At 33.8% G+C, this 18,835-nt stretch carries 19 protein-coding genes; 14 read left to right on the plus strand and 5 right to left on the minus strand.

Annotated features, from left to right (window positions below; translation table 11 throughout):
* Nucleotides 1-105: 105 nt before the first annotated feature.
* The 13 genes from Q0951_RS02380 (at nucleotide 106) to tsaB (ending at nucleotide 11,880) form a co-directional block, all read left to right on the plus strand.
* Complete coding sequence (locus Q0951_RS02380) at nucleotides 106-1,083, plus strand: cytochrome c oxidase subunit 3 (RefSeq protein WP_299333782.1); 978 nt, start codon at nucleotides 106-108, stop codon at nucleotides 1,081-1,083.
* 21 nt (nucleotides 1,084-1,104) lie between these two features.
* Nucleotides 1,105-1,545: a cytochrome C oxidase subunit IV family protein gene (locus Q0951_RS02385; protein WP_299333784.1), complete on the plus strand. Its 441-nt coding sequence runs from the start codon at nucleotides 1,105-1,107 to the stop codon at nucleotides 1,543-1,545.
* A gap of 68 nt (nucleotides 1,546-1,613) precedes the next feature.
* On the plus strand, nucleotides 1,614-2,336 hold the full coding sequence (locus Q0951_RS02390) for a hypothetical protein (RefSeq protein WP_299333786.1): 723 nt from the start codon (nucleotides 1,614-1,616) through the stop codon (nucleotides 2,334-2,336).
* Nucleotides 2,337-2,339: 3 nt separating this feature from the next.
* Entirely contained in the window at nucleotides 2,340-3,101 is a 762-nt protein-coding gene (locus tag Q0951_RS02395) for an SCO family protein (RefSeq protein ID WP_299333788.1), read from the plus strand.
* Nucleotides 3,102-3,638 (plus strand): DUF420 domain-containing protein, encoded by a 537-nt coding sequence (locus Q0951_RS02400; RefSeq protein ID WP_299333790.1) that lies wholly within the window; start codon nucleotides 3,102-3,104, stop codon nucleotides 3,636-3,638.
* A gap of 3 nt (nucleotides 3,639-3,641) precedes the next feature.
* Nucleotides 3,642-3,869, plus strand: a complete 228-nt coding sequence (locus Q0951_RS02405) for a hypothetical protein (protein ID WP_299333792.1) — start codon at nucleotides 3,642-3,644, stop codon at nucleotides 3,867-3,869.
* A gap of 134 nt (nucleotides 3,870-4,003) precedes the next feature.
* Nucleotides 4,004-4,705 (plus strand): ABC transporter ATP-binding protein, encoded by a 702-nt coding sequence (locus tag Q0951_RS02410; protein ID WP_299333795.1) that lies wholly within the window; start codon nucleotides 4,004-4,006, stop codon nucleotides 4,703-4,705.
* Complete coding sequence (locus tag Q0951_RS02415; RefSeq protein WP_299333797.1) at nucleotides 4,698-5,942, plus strand: ABC transporter permease; 1,245 nt, start codon at nucleotides 4,698-4,700, stop codon at nucleotides 5,940-5,942. The genes Q0951_RS02410 and Q0951_RS02415 overlap by 8 nt, the downstream gene beginning before the upstream one ends.
* A gap of 1 nt (nucleotide 5,943) precedes the next feature.
* Entirely contained in the window at nucleotides 5,944-7,203 is a 1,260-nt protein-coding gene (locus tag Q0951_RS02420) for an ABC transporter permease (RefSeq protein ID WP_299333799.1), read from the plus strand.
* 21 nt (nucleotides 7,204-7,224) lie between these two features.
* Nucleotides 7,225-8,385 carry an efflux RND transporter periplasmic adaptor subunit gene (locus tag Q0951_RS02425; protein ID WP_299333801.1) on the plus strand — a complete coding sequence of 387 codons (1,161 nt, stop codon included), beginning with the start codon at nucleotides 7,225-7,227 and terminating at the stop codon, nucleotides 8,383-8,385.
* 51 nt (nucleotides 8,386-8,436) lie between these two features.
* Entirely contained in the window at nucleotides 8,437-9,879 is a 1,443-nt protein-coding gene (locus Q0951_RS02430; protein ID WP_299333804.1) for a TolC family protein, read from the plus strand.
* Nucleotides 9,880-9,883: 4 nt separating this feature from the next.
* Nucleotides 9,884-11,185: an efflux RND transporter periplasmic adaptor subunit gene (locus tag Q0951_RS02435; RefSeq protein WP_299333807.1), complete on the plus strand. Its 1,302-nt coding sequence runs from the start codon at nucleotides 9,884-9,886 to the stop codon at nucleotides 11,183-11,185.
* Nucleotides 11,186-11,205: 20 nt separating this feature from the next.
* Nucleotides 11,206-11,880, plus strand: coding sequence for a tRNA (adenosine(37)-N6)-threonylcarbamoyltransferase complex dimerization subunit type 1 TsaB (tsaB, locus tag Q0951_RS02440; protein WP_299333810.1), 675 nt, complete (start codon nucleotides 11,206-11,208; stop codon nucleotides 11,878-11,880).
* On the opposite strand, the gene Q0951_RS02445 is transcribed toward tsaB, so the two are convergent.
* The 5 genes from Q0951_RS02445 to Q0951_RS02465 all read right to left on the minus strand — a co-directional run bounded on the left by Q0951_RS02445 (nucleotide 11,877) and on the right by Q0951_RS02465 (nucleotide 15,563).
* A complete protein-coding gene (locus Q0951_RS02445; protein ID WP_299333813.1) occupies nucleotides 11,877-12,689 on the minus strand; it encodes a mechanosensitive ion channel domain-containing protein in 813 nt (270 codons plus the stop codon). The two genes, tsaB and Q0951_RS02445, sit on opposite strands and share 4 nt — an antisense overlap.
* Nucleotides 12,690-12,778: 89 nt before the next feature.
* Nucleotides 12,779-13,468, minus strand: a complete 690-nt coding sequence (locus tag Q0951_RS02450) for a hypothetical protein (RefSeq protein WP_299333816.1) — start codon at nucleotides 13,466-13,468, stop codon at nucleotides 12,779-12,781.
* A 67-nt stretch (nucleotides 13,469-13,535) separates the two neighbouring features.
* Complete coding sequence (locus Q0951_RS02455; RefSeq protein ID WP_299333818.1) at nucleotides 13,536-13,736, minus strand: dodecin family protein; 201 nt, start codon at nucleotides 13,734-13,736, stop codon at nucleotides 13,536-13,538.
* Between the two features lie 101 nt (nucleotides 13,737-13,837).
* A complete protein-coding gene (locus Q0951_RS02460) occupies nucleotides 13,838-14,584 on the minus strand; it encodes a hypothetical protein (RefSeq protein WP_299333821.1) in 747 nt (248 codons plus the stop codon).
* A 76-nt stretch (nucleotides 14,585-14,660) separates the two neighbouring features.
* Entirely contained in the window at nucleotides 14,661-15,563 is a 903-nt protein-coding gene (locus tag Q0951_RS02465) for a NifU family protein (RefSeq protein ID WP_299333824.1), read from the minus strand.
* A 353-nt stretch (nucleotides 15,564-15,916) separates the two neighbouring features.
* Between Q0951_RS02465 and Q0951_RS02470 the strand changes: the two genes are divergently transcribed.
* The coding region (locus Q0951_RS02470) for a choice-of-anchor L domain-containing protein (protein WP_299333827.1) at nucleotides 15,917-18,835 on the plus strand (2,919 nt) is incomplete at its 3' end.

The following is an 18,835-nucleotide window of genomic DNA, read 5'->3' on the forward strand; positions in this document are numbered from 1 at the left end:
TATCCACTCTGGTTAAGACCGATTTTTTAAATTTTAGAAAAGGATGTTTTTTTAGATAGATAAAATGATTATTTTTGTGCAACTTTTAACAACTAAATGCTTTATATGGATACTACAGTAGCAAATACTGGAACAGAAGGCAAAACTTGGGGTGGTGGTAATAAGCCGCTCAAAGCTAGTTATGGTAAAATGATGATGTGGTTTTTTATCGTATCAGATGCCTTAACGTTTTCTGGATTTTTAGCAGCTTACGGATTTTCAAGATTTAAATTCATTGATTCTTGGCCAATAGCAGACGAGGTGTTTACTCACATACCTTTTTATCATGAACCTGCTCCTATGATTTATGTAGCGTTCATGACCTTTGTCTTAATTATGTCATCTGTTACTATGGTACTTGCTGTAGATGCAGGACATCATATGAATAAGGCTAAAGTAACATTGTATATGTTCTTAACTATTATTGGAGGTTTAATTTTTGTTGGCTCACAAGCTTGGGAATGGGGAACTTTCATTAAAGGTGATTATGGTGCTGTACAAACAAAAGGCGGAAACATACTTCAATTGGTTAATACTGAAGGTGAGCGTGTGGCAATAAGTTCAATAGCTATTGATGCTCATGGAGAACGTGTTCAGCATGAACGCAAGAACGGCCTTTGGTTTGTTGATGAAGGTACACTTCCATCTTATACGGTTGATGAGGTTTATAATGGTTTGGTAGCACATCCTGACGTATTAGTAAGAACCCAAATCATCAATGAAGAAGGCGAAAAGACAGTTTTATCCAGAGAAGAATCTTTGATGCAGATAAAGAATAACGGTAAATTAGTAGTTGAAGGAGCTAACCTGAAAGTTAACGAATATGGAACATCGTTATTTGCTGATTTCTTTTTCTTTATTACTGGGTTCCACGGATTTCACGTATTTTCAGGAGTAGTGATCAATATTATCATATTCTTTAATGTTATCTTAGGTACTTACGAGCGAAGAAATAGCTATGAAATGGTCGAGAAAGTAGGTTTATACTGGCACTTTGTCGATTTAGTTTGGGTATTCGTATTTACATTCTTCTACCTAGTTTAAATTTTATTTATTAGAACAAACATGGCACACGAACATAAATTAGCAATATTTAGAGGAACAGTTAAGTTTAAATCTAACACTCAAAAAATTTGGGGTGTACTTATTTTCTTAACTATAGTTACAGCAATAGAGGTTGTTCTTGGTATTTACAAACCAGAGTTTTTTATGCATACTTGGATGACACCTTTTGAGGGTGGTTTTCTAGCAACACTAGGAAATATATTGTTTTCCCCAATTATATATATGAAACCTCTAAACCTGATCTTTATTGTACTAACAATAATAAAAGCGTATTACATCACTTGGGATTTCATGCACATGAGAGATGAAACCAAAGCTTTAAGAAGAATGGTTGTATGGACTGGTGTATTCTTAATTTGTTATCTTGTTTTTATTTTATTACAAGAAGGTGGATACATAGAAAGTGTTTATACTAACGGATTCATCAAAAGAGATTTTTAATATGTTATTATTAGCATAAAGTATATCAAAAGGCGGTTTTTTTAAACCGTCTTTTTTATTTTTGCATTATGGAAAAAAGTAGTGTAAAACGAAATGTAGTATTGGGGATTTTATTCTTTTTACCAGTGGCCTTTTTATTGATGTTATACCCTTCAACTCATAATTATGACCCTCTGGAAATTGTAGATGAGGAGGTTTCCGAATTACAATTCTTCTCCTCAAATTCTGACGCTGAACTCCAGCTTGAAGATCATATTACAATTTTAGGTTTCCTCGGAAAAGAGCCGATAAATAATGTAATCCCTGTTTCCAATCTAAAAGAACTTGTTTACGATAAATTTAAAGGTTTCAAAAAGTTTCAAATAGTCATTGTTTTGCCTAAAGGTTCAGAAGAGAGTGCGAAACAACTACAAAAGGAAATTAATAATTATGAAGATATGCGATTTTGGCATTATGTCTACGGGGAACCCAATGATATTAAATCGCTTTTTAATAGTTTAAAAGTAGAAGAATCTCTAGATGAGAATCTATTCACAGACCATGTGTTTATTGTGGATAAAGATTTAAAACAGCGTGGTAGATTAGATGATAGAACAGATAAAGAAATAGAACGAAATGAACCAATCTATCCACTCTATTCTTATGATTGTATAGAAGTTGCTGAAGTGAAAAACAAAATGAGTGACGACCTTAGAATATTGTTTACAGAATATCGTCAAAAACGTAAAGGAAAGTTTGATTCTTCATCCAGACGTAAAGAAGATATCCAAAAAGATAAAAACAAAGAATGATCTATGAGCACTAAAAAGACCAATTATTCATATATAGGTATCGCTTTAACTCTATTGGTTTTTGGAATTATATTCATTCCAAGAATTGTTGATAGAATAAAAGGAGAAGATATTTCGAGAACAGAAAGTAGAAGTGAGGATGTCTCCAAAAATGCTGACGACTATGTCTCAGACCTTATGTTTTTGGAAATCAATGGAACGCCAAAAAAAGTGCCGCAGTTTTCTTTTGTAAATCAAGATGGAAAAACAATAACAAATAAAGATTATGAAGGCAAAGTATATGTGGTTGAGTTTTTCTTCACAACCTGTCCAACTATTTGTCCGAGAATGAATAGAAACTTAGTACAAATTCAAAACACATTTTCCGATTTTGAAGATTTCGGAGTGGCTTCATTCACTATTAACCCTGAGTATGATACTCAAGAGGTTTTAAAGACCTATGCTGAAACCTATGGAATTACAAATCCAAATTGGCATTTAATGACTGGAGACCAAGAAGCAATTTATGCCTTAGCTAACGTTGGATTCAATATCTATGCAGGTGAAAACCCTGAAGTAGATGGTGGTTTTGAGCATTCAGGAAACTTTGCGCTTATTGATAAAAATGGTTTTATGAGATCAAGAAAAGATAACTTCGGAAATCCAAAAATATTCTACAAAGGCATCATTAGTGAAGAAGAAAAAGTAGATGATGATGGTGAAACTGAAGAAATAAGTATGTTAAAACAAGATATTGCTAAACTTTTAAAAGAGAAATACCAGTAAATGAGTTCAATTGAGAATACTTCCGAAGAAAAAAAATATAATAAATGGATTGTGGTTTTATCTATTGCCATTCCGTTAGTTGTAGCTGCTTTATTTACGGTTAAAATACCTAATGTAGAACCCTTATCTTTTTTGCCTCCTATCTATGCTACTATAAATGCCATTACAGCCTTAATATTAATAATTGCTCTATGGGCAATTAAAAATAAAAAGATAAAGTTGCATGAAAATTTGATGAAGTTTGCCATAGCATTATCTGTGGCTTTTCTCGCTATGTATGTGGCTTATCATATGACTAGTGAATCCACAAAGTTTGGCGGAGAAGGGGCTGTGAAATATGTCTATTATTTTATTTTATTAACTCATATTTTATTGTCAATTGTGGTAATCCCATTTGTTCTTATTACCTATGTGAGAGCCATTACTAATAATTTTGAGCGACATAAGAAGATTGCTCGAATTACTTTTCCAATTTGGTTGTATGTTGCTATTACTGGTGTAGTTGTTTATTTAATGATTTCACCTTATTACTCATAAAGCATGAAACGCAGTCTTATTTTTTTTATTTTTTCAGTTCTGTTTGTCATTCAAACTAATGCACAATGCGCTATGTGTAGAGCTGTTCTGGAAAGCGAAGAAGGGCAGTCTTCGGCTGAAGGTGTTAACGATGGGATTATGTATTTGATGACTATACCATATATTTTGGTTGCAGGTATTGGTTTTATGATTTACTGGAAATATTTCCGTAGTAAAAAAGAAACAGCATAAAAATAACCTCATAGTGTAACAATAATGATATTTATACGTCTTATAAATATCAATCAAAATCTAATTCTTAACAAATACTTAGCATAATCCAGCATTGGATTTATTTAGTTTTGTGTGAATTAACCATCCATGCTATGATTCAAATCAAAGATTTACACAAATCTTATCATATGGGAAGCAATTCGCTTCACGTTTTAAAAGGTATCAATTTTGATGTGCAAGAGGGTGAACTCGTATCTATAATGGGCTCATCAGGATCTGGTAAATCAACATTACTCAATATTCTTGGTATGTTAGATGAGGCAGATAGTGGAAGTTATATTCTTGATAACGTTCCAATCAAAAACTTAAACGAAAAAATAGCAGCCAAGTACAGAAATGAATTTCTTGGGTTTATTTTTCAATCTTTTAATCTTATCAATTACAAAAGCGCATTAGATAACGTATCTATGCCGTTATACTATAAAGGTGTAAAACGTAAAGAGCGTAACGAACGTGCCATGCATTACCTTGAAAAAGTTGGACTAAGTCAATGGTCTCACCATTTACCAAGTGAGTTATCTGGTGGACAAAAGCAGCGTGTAGCTATTGCCAGAGCTCTAGCCAGTGATCCTAAAGTTCTATTAGCAGATGAACCTACAGGAGCCTTAGATACCAAAACTTCCTATGAAGTTATGGAGCTTATTCAAGGCATTAATGATGAAGGGAGAACCATCTTAGTTGTTACTCACGAACATGATATAGCTCAAATGACCAAACGCATAGTGAATTTGAAAGATGGAGTGATCATTGATGATAGTAAAGTAGAACAAGTAAGAGCCTCACAATATGTTTGATCTTGAACGTTGGCAGGAAATATTTGAAACGTTGAGCAAAAATAAATTGCGTACGTTTTTAACAGGACTCTCCGTAGCTTCTGGAATATTTATATTGGTTGTACTCCTTGGTTTTAGTAAAGGCATTGAAAATGGTGTGAAATCACAATTTGAACAAGATGCAACTAATGAGATTTCGGTTTGGACAGGAGTAACAACAAAGGAATACAAGGGATTAAATCCAGGTCGATATGTTCAACTTAAAAACTCCAGTTTTGAAGCTATTGAAAATGAATTTGATGATTACCTAGAATACAGAACTAAAGATTATAACATTTGGGGAGGAAACGTATCCTATAATAACGAAACTGGAAACTACAGGGTTCGAGGGACTTTGCCTGATAATCAATTTATCGAAAATGCCGATATGGGATCTGGAAGATTTATAAGCCAGTCTGATATTGAAAGCACAAAAAAAGTTGCTGTTATTGGAAATAAAATGAAAACCGATCTTTTTAAAGGAGAAGATCCTATCGATAAGAATATTCAAATCTTCGGAATGAATTTTAAGGTTATTGGTGTTTATTTTGATCCAGGTGGAGATCGTGAGGAAAGTCAGGTTTACATTCCTGTATCTACAGCTCAAAAAGTATTTAATGCTGGAGAGAATATAAGAAATATGGGCTTTACGGTGAAAATGGCTGATAACTTTGATGAAGCGGTTGCAATGTCTACTGCCATATCAGAAGGCATTGAAAGCACACTTAAAGAAATCCATACAGTTGCTCCCGATGATCTAAGCGCTGTAAGAGTAAACAACACACTCGAAGAGGCACAAAAGATATATTCGCTAATTGCTACAATTCAGGCTGTTTTCTGGTTTGTTGGTATTGGAACCATAATTGCAGGAATAGTGGGTGTTGGAAATATTATGCTTATCATAGTTAAAGAACGTACCAAAGAAATTGGAATTAGAAAAGCCTTAGGTGCTTTGCCAATGTCTATTGTTGGTATGATTTTGCAAGAAGCAGTTTTTGTAACCATGTTTGCAGGTTTATTTGGATTGATTTTTGGCTTGGGACTCTTGGAACTTTTTGGGCCAACAATTGAAAATGATTTTATAAAATATCCTCAGGTTGACTTTAGTATAGCTTTAACTACTGTGTTTTTATTAGTTACTGCGGGTGCTTTAGCCGGATTTATTCCAGCCTATAGAGCAGCAAAAATTAAACCTATTGTAGCACTAAGAGACGAGTAATATGTTTAGTAGAGATCGTTGGAATGAGATACTAGAAGCATTAAATGCTAATAAAGTTAGAACCTTTCTAACCGCTTTTGGTGTGTTTTGGGGTATAACAATTTTAGTGTTACTGCTAGCGTTGACCAATGGTCTAAAAAATGGTGTTACTGCCGATTTCGGTGATTTTGCTACCAACTCTATGTTTATGTGGACCCAAGGAACATCTAAACCCTATAAAGGCCTGCCTAAAGGCCGCTATTTCAACTATAAGATAGGAGATGTTGCTGCAATAAAATCAGAGATTCCAAACTTAAAATATGTATCTCCAAGAAATCAATTAGGAGGTTTTAGAGGTGCAAATAATGTTATTAGAGGAACCAGAACAGGTGCATTTGAGATTTATGGTGACTACCCAGAATATATCAAACAGCAGCCTATGGATATTCTCCAAGGTCGCTTTATTAGTTATTCTGATATTGAAGCTAAGCGTAAAATATGCGTAATTGGAACAGGTGTATTGAAAGGACTTTATGATAAAGGAGAAGAAGCACTTGGAACCTATATAAAGATTAATGGAGTAAATTTTTTAGTGGTTGGTACCTTTAAAATGAGCAATAGCCAAGGTGATGGAGAGCAAGATGCAAGTACGATTTATATTCCTTTTACAACATTCGGGCAAGCATTTAATAGAGGTGAAAGCGTAGGATGGATGGCCATAACAGCAGTAGATGGTATTCCTATTACCACTATAAAACAACAAGTATTTGATTTGATGAAATCAAGGCATAAAGTACATCCAGAAGACGAGCGTGCGATTGGACACTTTGACTTATCAGAACAGTTTGAACGCATTAGTGGTTTGTTTTCTATTTTGTCTTTTGTAGGCTATTTTGTTGGCATACTGGTATTGACCTCAGGTATAATAGGTATAAATAATATTATGCTTATTGTGGTCAAAGAGCGAACAAAAGAAATTGGGATACGCCGAGCTTTAGGAGCTACCCCATGGATGGTAAAAGGTCAAATCTTACAGGAAAGTTTAATACTAACTATACTATCAGGAATGGTAGGAGTTTCCTTTGCTGCATTAGTTATCTGGATCATGAATAGTATTTTGGATAGTGTTGGTCCTGTAGAAAATTTTGCAAATCCTAGTGTGAGTATGCAAGTTGTATTCACCGCTTTGATCATATTAGTGGTTTCTGGTTTACTTGCCGGATTGATTCCAGCAAATAGAGCAACCAAAATGAAGCCTGTAGACGCATTAAGAATAGAATAAAATTAAAATAATCATCAACTCATGAAAAGAACAAGAACTGTAATATTATTGATATTGATCGTAGTTGTATTTGGAGCAGCCTTATACTACTTATGGAAAAAGAATCAAGAAGATCCTGTGACGTACACTTCGGAAATTCCTACAGAAAAGACTATTGTTGTTAAAACAGTTGCTACAGGCAGTATAGTTCCAAAAGAGGAAATATTAATTAAGCCAAACATTTCAGGAGTAATTGAAGAGGTATTCATTGAAGCTGGTGAATATGTAAAGCAAGGAGATCTTATTGCTCAAATAAGAGTAATACCAAATGTGTCTAACCTAACCAGCGCAAAAAATAATATAGCGTCAAATAGAAATGCTCTACAAACAGCCGAAATTAACTTTAAAACTCAAAAAGCTATTTATGATCGTCAAAAGGAGTTATTTGATAAAGGGGTTATTGCTGCTAATGAATTTGATCAGGTAAACAATACCTTTTTACAAGCAAAACAACGTGTTGAACAAGCTAGAATAGATGTTACACAAGCACGTCAAAACTATGATATTATTAAAACAGGAACGACTTCCGGATTAGGGAGTGCTGCTCAAACTCAGGTTCGTGCAACAGTTTCTGGGATGGTTTTAGATGTTCCTGTTAAAGAAGGTAATCAGGTTATTGAAGCTAATAATTTCAATGAAGGTACTTCAATTGCATCACTTGCAGATGTGAAAAAAATGATTTTTGAAGGAAAAGTTGATGAGAGTGAAGTAGGAAAAATTAAAGAAGGACTTCCTTTAGAAATAACTGTTGGAGCTATTGAAAATGAAAAGTTTGATGCTATTCTAGATTATATTGCTCCAAAAGGTGTGGCTGAGAATGGTGCTATTCAGTTTGAAATAAAAGGCTCTTTAAAGTCAATTGATTCAACATTTATAAGAGCAGGATTAAGTGCAAATGCATCTATTATTTTGGATAGAGCTGAAGATGTTTTAGCCATAAAAGAAGCCCTTGTTCAGTATGATAATGAAACAAAGAAACCTTTTGTTGAAGTTGAAATTGGAGATCAGAAGTTTGAAAGAAAAGATGTAGAGTTAGGTATTAGTGATGGTATATTTGTCGAGGTAAAAAGCGGTATCACCAAAGACGATAAAATCAAAGTTTGGAATCAAATACAAGGCATTCCCAAATACGCTCAACAATAATTTTAACATTTAGTGTAACACTTGTATATTTATAGAGACATATAGTTAATTATGAAAAAAATAGTCAGCATATTAATTGTTTTAGTAACAATAAGCTCACAGGCACAAAACAAAAAATGGACACTTATAGAGTGTGTTGAATACGCTTTAGAAAACAATATTTCAATAAAGCAAAGTGAGTTAGATCTTGAAGTTACAGAAGTAGAAAGACTTAATGCACTTGGTAACTTTATTCCTAGTTTAAACGCTGGAGCTGGAGTTTCAGAAAACACAGGACTTAGTTTTAACCCAGTAACAAATAATGCACAAACAACAACATTTTTATCAGCTAGCGGAAATATAAACGTCGGATATACCATATTTGATGGCTTACGAAATGTTAGAGCATTGCAACGTGCTAAAATTTCTAAATTGGCGAGTCAGTATCGATTAGACAAAATGAAAGACGATATTTCACTTTTTGTAGCTAATGGTTATTTACAGGTTATTTTGAATAAAGCAAATTTGGAAGTCCTAAAGTCTCAAAATCAAGTTACTCAGGAACAGATTGAAAGAACACAGCAATTAGTAGAAGCGGGCTCAATTCCCAGAGGTGATCTACTTGAAATACAAGCAACAGATGCAAGTGAAAAGCAATCCATTATTAATGCTGAAAATAACGTCACAATTTCATTAATTAGTTTAGCACAATTATTACTAATTAAGGACTATGAGAATTTTGATATTGAAGATGAAGGTTATGATATCATTGATGCTGGAATTGCTGAAAAAGATGTTTCCGAAATATTGGCTCAGGCTAAAGAATCTCGATCAGAAATAAAAATTGCTGAGCAAAATGTAGCCTTAGCAGAAAAGGATGTTCAAATTGCTAAAGGAGCAAACTTACCAACACTCTCGGCATTTTTTGGTTACAATACACGATTTGCTAATACACCGTCATTCTCTCAAACAATAGATCCAGATAACCCTTCATCTACACAACAAATAGGTGTTGTAGAGGCTACTGGACAAGCAGTAGTTGCAGATTTCCCAAATACGATTTTACAAGAAGTAGCTGCAGATCCTTTTATTGACCAATTATACCAAAATGATGGAATTGGTTACGGACTTCAGTTAAATATCCCTATTTTTAATGGATTCTCAACACGAGGAAATATCAAACGAAGTGAAATAAGCTTATTACGCAGCAAATTTCAGTTAGAACAAGCGGAATTAGATTTAGAATCAACTGTTTATCAGGCTTATGTTGATGCAAAAGGATCTCTTAAATCATATGAAGCCGCAGAATTAGCTTTAGAGTCTCAGCAATTAGCTTATGATTATGCAAAAGAGCGTTATGATGTTGGATTAACAAATGCATTCGATTTTAGCCAATCTAAACTAAGATATGATAATGCTAGAATTGAGGTTAATCGTGCTAAGTACGATTATATATTTAAGTTAAAGGTTCTTGAATTATATTTTGGAATTCCTGCAACTGAATTAAAGTTTTAAAACCATGACTAAAAGAACAAAAATTATTATTGGAATTATCATTTTTGTACTTCTGGCTCTTGTAGTAGGAAGCAAAATGGGACTCTTTGGTAAAAAAGGCAATTTCAAAGAAGTAGATGTTAAAAAAGTAGCTCTTGTAGATATTATTGAAACGGTTTCGGCCACTGGAAAAATTCAACCAGAAGTTGAGGTTAAAATATCTAGCGAAGTTTCTGGAGAAATTTTAGAGCTACCATTTAAAGAGGGACAACAAGTAAAAAAAGGAGATCTTTTAGTTCGTGTTAATCCAGATCTAATTCAATCTGCAGTAAACAGATCTCAGGCAACTTATCAAAATGTAAGAGCCGGTTTAGAACAAGCTGAAGCAACTCTCAAAGAGGCTAAGGCAAACTATGATAGAAATAAGTCACTTTTTGAAAGAGGTGTGATTTCTAAAGCAGATTGGGATCGTGCAATTGCAGCCTATGAAACAGCTCAGGCATCTAAAAGTTCTGCATATTACAGTGTTCAAAGCGCTGCTGCTTCAGTAAATGAAGCTAAAGATAATTTAGGTCGTACTACAATCTATGCACCAATGAGTGGTACCATATCTCTTCTCAATGTGGAGTTAGGAGAACGTGTTGTGGGAACACAACAAATGGCAGGTACTGAAATTTTAAGAGTAGCAAACCTTAATAACATGGAAGTTGAAGTAGATGTTAACGAGAATGATATTGTTAAAGTTCAAATTGGAGACTCTACAATTGTTGAGGTGGATGCCTACTTAAAGAAAGAATTTAAAGGAATTGTAACCGAAATTGCTAACTCAGCTGCGGGAACATTAACTGCAGATCAAGTTACTAATTTTAGAGTAAAAGTTAGAATTTTAGAAGAATCATATAAAGATTTAGTGGAAGGTAAGCCAGAAAACTATTCGCCTTTTAGACCTGGTATGACTGCTACTGTTGATATTATAACAGATAAAAGGGATAAGACAGTTGCTGTTCCTATTAGTTCTATCGTTATTAAAACAGACACCTCTTCTGTTAAGAAAGATTTTGAGAAAACAGCTTCAGACGAAATTAAGCCAGAAAATGAAGAGAAATTTGAATGTGTTTTTGTTAGTAGTGGTGGAGAGGCTAAATTAAGAGTAGTGAAAACAGGAATTCAAGACGATACTAATATTGAAATTACATCTGGATTACAAGAGGGAGATGAGATTATTACTGGGCCATACAATATCGTTTCAAAAACGTTGAAGTCTGGTGATAAAATTGAAAAGAAAGGTGATAAAAATAAAGAGAAAGTAGATACTCCTGAAGAGTAATTTTCCTAAACATTTCATATATGTCTCTTATATTAAGTATAGAAACATCAACAACTAATTGCTCAGTCTCTCTTTCTAAAAAAGGAGAGACTTTGATTTTAAAGGAGGATAATAATAGTAATTATTCGCACGCAGAATCTTTGCATGTCTTTATTGACAAAGTTATTGCATCTGCTGAAATTAAAAAGGAAGATATTGATGCAATTGCAGTAAGTAAAGGTCCAGGTTCTTATACAGGGCTTCGAATAGGCGTATCTGCAGCAAAAGGCTTGAGCTATGCACTTGAAATTCCTCTCATATCAGTTTCTACATTAGAGGCTTTAGCTCATCAAGTTAATACTCAAGACGGTGTTATCATACCAATGCTTGATGCAAGACGATTAGAAGTTTATTCGGCAATTTATAGCAGTGCTCTCAAACCTTTAAGAGCCATTGAAGCTCAAATACTAGATGAAACTTCTTTTTCTGAATATCTCAAAAAAGGTAAAGTTTATTTTATTGGCAATGGTGTTGAAAAGACCAAAGACCTTATAGATCACTCTAATGCAATTTTTATAGAAGGTAAATTACCATCTGCTAATCAAATGAGTGCTTTAGCATACGCTAAGTATAAAAAAAGCGACATCGAAGATGTCGCCTATTTTGAACCTTTTTATTTGAAAGATTTTATTGCTTTAAAGCCTAAATCGTCTTAGCCTTCTTTTTTGATTTCAACTGCATGTGGATAAGGTATTTCTATACCAGCAGCGTCTAATGCATTCTTAACATTTTCATGAGTTTCAAAGTAAACATCCCAATAGTCGGCAACAGAAGACCAGGGTCTTACAGCAAAATTAATAGAACTATCTGCAAGTTCAGATACGTTCACAGAAGGTGCTGGGTCTTTTAGTACTTTAGGGTTAGATGTTAATACATTCATCAATACCTCTTTAGTTTGTTTGATATCAGATTCGTAACCAACACCAAAGGTAAGATCAACTCTAAGCTTTCCTTCCGAAGAATAGTTTACAATATTTCCATTAGACAATACTCCGTTTGGAATAATAATCTCTTTGTTTGTTGGAGATAAAAGTTTAGTTGTAAAGATTTCTATTTCTTTAACAACTCCTAATTCACCTTGAGCTTCGATTAGATCACCAATTTTAATAGGTTTGAAGATCATGATAAGTACGCCACCAGCAAAATTAGCAAGAGATCCTTGTAAAGCCAGTCCAATAGCCAGACCTGCGGCTGCAAGAATAGCTGCAAATGATGTTGTTTCAATTCCTACAGTTCCCAAAACTACAACTATAAGAACAATTTTTAATGCCCAACTTAACAGGTTTAACAAGAATTTTTTGAGACTTTCGTCATAGTCTCTTTTTGTCATTACCTTACGGATTCCTTTCAATACATTTTTAATAATAATTGAACCAACAATCCATATCGCAATAGCTGCTAATACTCTTGGTCCAAAATCTACGATAAGGTCATAACCTTTATCAATCCATTTTTGTATGTCCATATTCTAGTTTTTATTTAGATTGTAATATTAATAAAAAACCCGAACATTTTAAATTTAAACGTTCGGGTTTATAGTTTAATCTATTTGTCTTATAGTGAGTTAATGTAATCCATTAACTTAACTAAATCTTCTTGTTTTGAAGTTTTGATTTTATTAGATTTGATATAATCTAATATAGCTTTTGAATGTTCTGGAAATGAATTTGCTAAATCTTTTTTCTTCGTAGACAATTCAATAGCAATTCCACTTTCATTTAAAGTGTAATATTGATCGCTTTTTCTTTTATACTGAGCAGGCTTAGTTTTTGCGTACCCACTTTTAGCTTTTTGCTTCTCAATAAATACAACACGCTCTTTAATCAATAAAGGTTTTTTGTGAGATACATCACTAGCTATAACAAAATAGCCTCTTTTACCTTTTTTTGTTTTGGCATCAATGTAGTTGTAAGCTCGATATGATTTATTTGAGTTACTGAAGGTAATAGTCACGTTAACAAGGTCTCTATTCAAAGCTTCAACTTCATTTTCGTTTTTCTTCAGTTCGATAACATCATTGAAAGCATTATAACGCAAACTATATAGTTTACCTTCTTTATCTGCTGAAATCTTACCTGGCATAAATTTATCAATGATGTAAGGTGTTCCAATAATACTATTGTCATTCATGTCAAATGCATACACCATTCCAGGCGATGTAAGATTTTGTCTTGCGGTATCCTGAGCAATAGCATTAAATGATACTACAGTGAGTAATACCATAAAAAAAAGTGATTTTTTCATAATTAGTGTTTTTATAAATGCTCCAATAAACATGCCAATTTTAGTGCTATCAGATAATAGGTTTAATTTATTTGACTTCAAAGGTGAGTTTTACGTTCACTCTAAATTCTGTGACGTCATCGTCTTTTACAATAGCGCTTTGATCCTGAACATAGACTGACCTTATGTTTTTTACACTTTTAGAAGCTTGCTTAACAGCTTTTCTGGTTGCATCTTCCCAACTTTTATCAGAGTTTGATAATACCTCAATTACTTTTAATACTGCCATTTTATTAGATTTTATTTGTTAATAAATAGAACATTAAAGATACTAATAATTATTGAAATTAGTATCCAATTGCGATTATCGATAATTGATTTAGTTTTACACTATTTAGTAGTTATTGAGGAGATGTATTCAGCAATTAGAATTAAATCCTTTTCTTTTTTTGGATTCAATTTATTACTCTTAAAGAACTTTTTAATCTTTTTTTCATGCGCTTCATAAGTACTTAAAATTTTTCGCTCTTTTAAAGGTAAACTGGTTATTTTTTCTCCATTCAAGAGATAGTAGACATCAGATTTACGTCTGTATTTAGCAGGTTTATTGCTGTTATATGACGTGTAGGATTCTGCAGCTTTATGATACTGAACCTCTTGTTTCTTTAAAACTGAAAAATTTTCATCTTCGTGTACTACAACCAGAAAACCTCTTTGAAGCGTATTAGTTTCATCTATAAAGGAAAACGTCTTGTATTTTGTGCCTGTTCTTGTAAATTCAATTTCAAAAGGCGTGTTATTATTAAGTGCAATAATATTGTCTTCAGCTAATTTAACTTCCATTTCACCACTATGCGCATTATATCTGCAATAGTAAATATGGTTTTCGTAATTAGTAATTCTAACTGGCTGATAATCGTCATGAATGTAAGGAGATCCAATAGCGCGTATCTTTTCTACCATGATTTTTGATCCAAATCCCATTTCTGTAGCTGTATCAATAGCACCTAAATTCTGTCCAGAACCATAACTTTCTACATATCGCTCTGCTGGTTGAGTAAACGTGGGGTTTTGGGCACTGCCTAAATTGAAACATAGCAATGTAATAAATAATAGATTGAATTGATGATTTTTCATGATTGTGAATTTTTGTATTGGATTTCAACCCATAATAATAAAAAAAACAATAAGATAAAAAGGATAAAAGTTAAAATTATCCATTTATAGCTTCAACAGTTTCCACCTTGTCTTTGAGCATTTCTTTCAGCATATTTTCTATACCATTTTTTAAAGTAAACGTCGATGAAGGACATCCACTACAAGCTCCTTGAAGAATTACTTTAACTTTTTTCTCTTGAGCATCATAAGATTTAAATTCGATATTTCCACCATCACTAGCTACAGCAGGTTTAACGTACTCTTCTAAAATATTAATGATTTCTTTTGAAACGTCATCTCTTTGTTCAAATTGCTCATCCAAATACGTTTGGCTTTTTTCAATACTTTTTGGAGCATTAGCACTGATAATTTCTTTGCCATTTTCTATGTAAACCCTTATAAATTCTCTAATTTCTGGAGTTATTTCATTCCAATCGGCAACATCAAATTTAGTAATGGATACAAAGTTTTCATCAAAAAAAACACTCTTTACAAATGGAAAGTGAAACAATTCGGCAGCCATTGGCGCAAATTTAGTATCGTCTATTGAAGTAAACTCATGTGAATGAGTAACCAGCTTTTTATTCGCAACAAACTTTAATACACTTGGGTTTGGCGTGCTTTCGGCATAAACCGTAACAGGAACTTTCTTTTTTCCTTCGGAAGAAGTTACAACCACACCACCCGAATTTAGATAAGCTTCTATTTGTTCGGAAACTTCATCCTGCACATCACTCCATTCAACAATGTTGAAACGCTCAACTGCAATGAAGTTACTTGATATATATACTTTCTTTACAAAAGGCAAATAGAATAGTTGCTGAGCTAGCGGAGATGTTTTAGCTTCATCTATGTTATTGAATTCAAAACTTTCATGTTTAGTTATAAAGCGATCAGTTTCAAATTTTAATATTGTTGGATTTGTAGTTTCTCTTATTGATATTGAATAGTTGTCCATAACTTATTTTTTTGCAAAAATAAACAACTAAATAATCAAAATGTATGTTTTAAGAATATCATAACGCTTAAATTTAATTATTTCATCTAAAATAAATGATAAAAATAGGAGTTATCTGATAATGAGAGTTAGGGTTTTTTAGTGTTAAACTGTTATTTTTAAAATAAATTAGAATAAGGAATTACTTAATTTTTACTAAATTTCGCTCTTATTATAATAAACCTCTACCTGTAACTTCATTTTGATTGACTTTTTTAAATCGAAAAGGGACCTTCATAGTTATAGATTTCGACACGTTAAGTGATGTTGAATAAAGAGCGTTTGTAATAAGTTTAAAACCATTTTAAACCGCTATGAAAAAGCTCTACATTCTTTTTATATTTCTCTCATTTCAAGCCTTTTCGCAAGACTTAAATATGCAGGATGGGACATTTACCAGATGCGCACCAGATTTATTTTATGACTCGGGTGGTCCTGGAGGAGCATATTCAAGCGATGAAACGTTGGTGACTACAATTTGTCCTGAAAATGCTGGAGAATTTATGTATATAAATTTTCTTGATTTCAGTACTCAGTTAAATGTTGATGTTCTTACAGTTTATGATGGAGATAGTACATCTGCACCAGTTATAGGAACGTATTCTGGTGTTGCAGGTCCAGGAACAATCATTGCGTCAGATACAAATACAAGTGGCTGTATCACTTTTGAATTTGTCAGTGATGGTTCAGGTACAACCACTGGTTGGGAGGCAGAACTGGTCTGTGCTGTTCCATGTCAAAATATTTTTCCAACCATAGATAGCACTGTTCCTGAAGCTAATGGAGCTGGAAACATACTAGTTATACTTGGCGAACAGGTAGAATTCAATGGTAGTTCTACATTTTCAATAGATGGCACTGGAGCTACTTACGAATGGAATTTTGGAGATTCGAATTCTGCAATGGGAACATCTGTAACTCATACCTATACTGCACCTGGAACTTATCAGGTAACATTTACAGTAACAGATGCTAATCCCATTGGTTGTTCTTTTGGACGCGTTATTGACGTCATTGTTGTTGGTGAAAATATAGTGGTTGATCAAGATACTTATACTGTTGAAGAATTAGTCACAGATGTACTTATTGATAGTCCTTGTGCTGAAGTAAGTAATATCACTTGGTCAACGGGAACTGATTTTAATGATGATAACGGAATTGGTTACTTTGCAAACGATGGAAGTATTTTTCCTTTTACTGATGGTCTCTTAATGACATCAGGTGACGCCAGTAGAGTGAGAGGTCCTAACAATAATGCTTTGAGTGATGGTGGTTTTGGATGGCCTGGTGATGCAGAATTAGATGCAGCGGTAGGAATAAACTCAAATAATGCCTCCATAATACAATTTGACTTTGTGCCATTAGCTGATAGTATAAGTTTTGACTTTTTAATGGCTTCTGAGGAATATAACGGGAGCACTGGAGGTACTTTTGAATGTACATTTTCTGATGCTTTTGCTTTTTTGCTGACTGATTCGATGGGAAATACAACCAATTTGGCTGTGTTACCTGGAACGACAACACCCATTTTAGTTACTAATATTCACCCAGCCAACCCAGGCTGTCCTGCGATAAATGAACAGTTTTTTGGTGGATACACTGGAAATAACCTTCCACCAATGAGTTTTGATGGGAGAACAGCTGTCTTTACAGCACAATCACCAGTTATCCCAGGAGATAGTTATACAATTAAACTCGTAATAGCAGATGCTTCCGATACAGCATTAGATTCTGGAGTATTTATTAAAGCAGGAAGTTTCAATTTAGGTGGTGATCTTGGTGATGATATAACAATTGCCGCAGGAACTGCCGAATGTGGTGGTGAAACGATTACTTTAGATACCCAAGCTCCAAATGCTACACACGTTTGGTACCTTGATAGTGCAGTGATTCCAGGAGAAACTGGTTCTACTCTTGATGTTACTGAACCTGGAATTTACTCGGTTGACGTTATTTTTTCTGGTTCTTGTCAAGCTTCAGATTCAGTTCTTGTAGAGTTTAAGTCAAATGCAGTAGCAAATACGCCTCCTGACCTATCTATTTGTAGTTTTTCAGGAACAGGTGATTTTACTCTAACCGATAATGATGATGACGTCTTGGGAGCTCAAGATCCTAATGACTATGTTATTACTTACCATTTAACTGAGCAGGATGCTATAGACAATGTAAATCCTCTTGCCAGCCCTTATACTAATGTTTCTAATCCGCAAACCATTCACGTTCGAATTGCTGAAAACACACAGGAATGTTTTGATCTTACATCTTTCGATTTAGTCTTTACAGATCTTACTATAAATACGGCAGTGACACCAATTAATGAGTGTGATGATAATAATGATGGCTTTGCCATGTTTACCCTAACAGATAGAAATGCCGAAGTTATAGGTGGATTAGATGCAGCAACAGTGACAGTGTCGTATCACGAAACTCAGGCTGATGCTGATAATGATGCCAATCCATTACCTATTCCTTTTACTAACACTGTTATAGACAACCAAACAGTTTATATCAGAGTTGAAGCAAATACAGATGCAGGTTGTTACAATACAACAACTTTAGATCTTATTGTAAATCCAATTCCTGTTCCTGTTGTTCCAACTCCTTTGGAAATTTGTGATGATGATAATGATGGGTTTGGGATGTTTACCTTGACAAATAAAAATCTTGAAATACTTGGAGCCCAAACTGGAATGACAGTCACTTATCATGAGACACAAGCTGAGGCTGATACAGGAGTTAATGCGCAATCAAGTCCCTACAGTAATATATCTCCTAACGCTCAAACTATGATAGTCAGGTTAACCGACGATATATCTGGTTGTTTTGATACCGTAGAATTATTATTACTTGTGAACCCAATTCCAGCGGTTGGTGTACTTTCCGATTATTCATTATGTGATATCAACATACCTGGTGATGAAATTGAAACCTTTGATTTGTCAACGAGAGATATTGAAGCCATTAACGGTCAAACAGGAGTAACAGTATCTTACCATGAAACTCAGGCTGATGCAGAAACTGGTTTGAATCCGTTGCTAAACCTTTATAACAATACAAGCAACCCTCAAACCGTTTATGTAAATGTTACAAATACGTCCACTAATTGTACAAATGTTGGTAGTTTTGATTTAATAGTAAACCCACTTCCTGCCATAGTCGATCCTACACCATTAGAGGTTTGCGATGATGGTACACCAGATGGAATTACGAGTATAGATTTAACGTTAAAGAAT

The sequence above is a fragment of the uncultured Psychroserpens sp. genome (genome assembly GCF_947501425.1).
Classification (GTDB): Bacteria; Bacteroidota; Bacteroidia; order Flavobacteriales; family Flavobacteriaceae; genus Psychroserpens.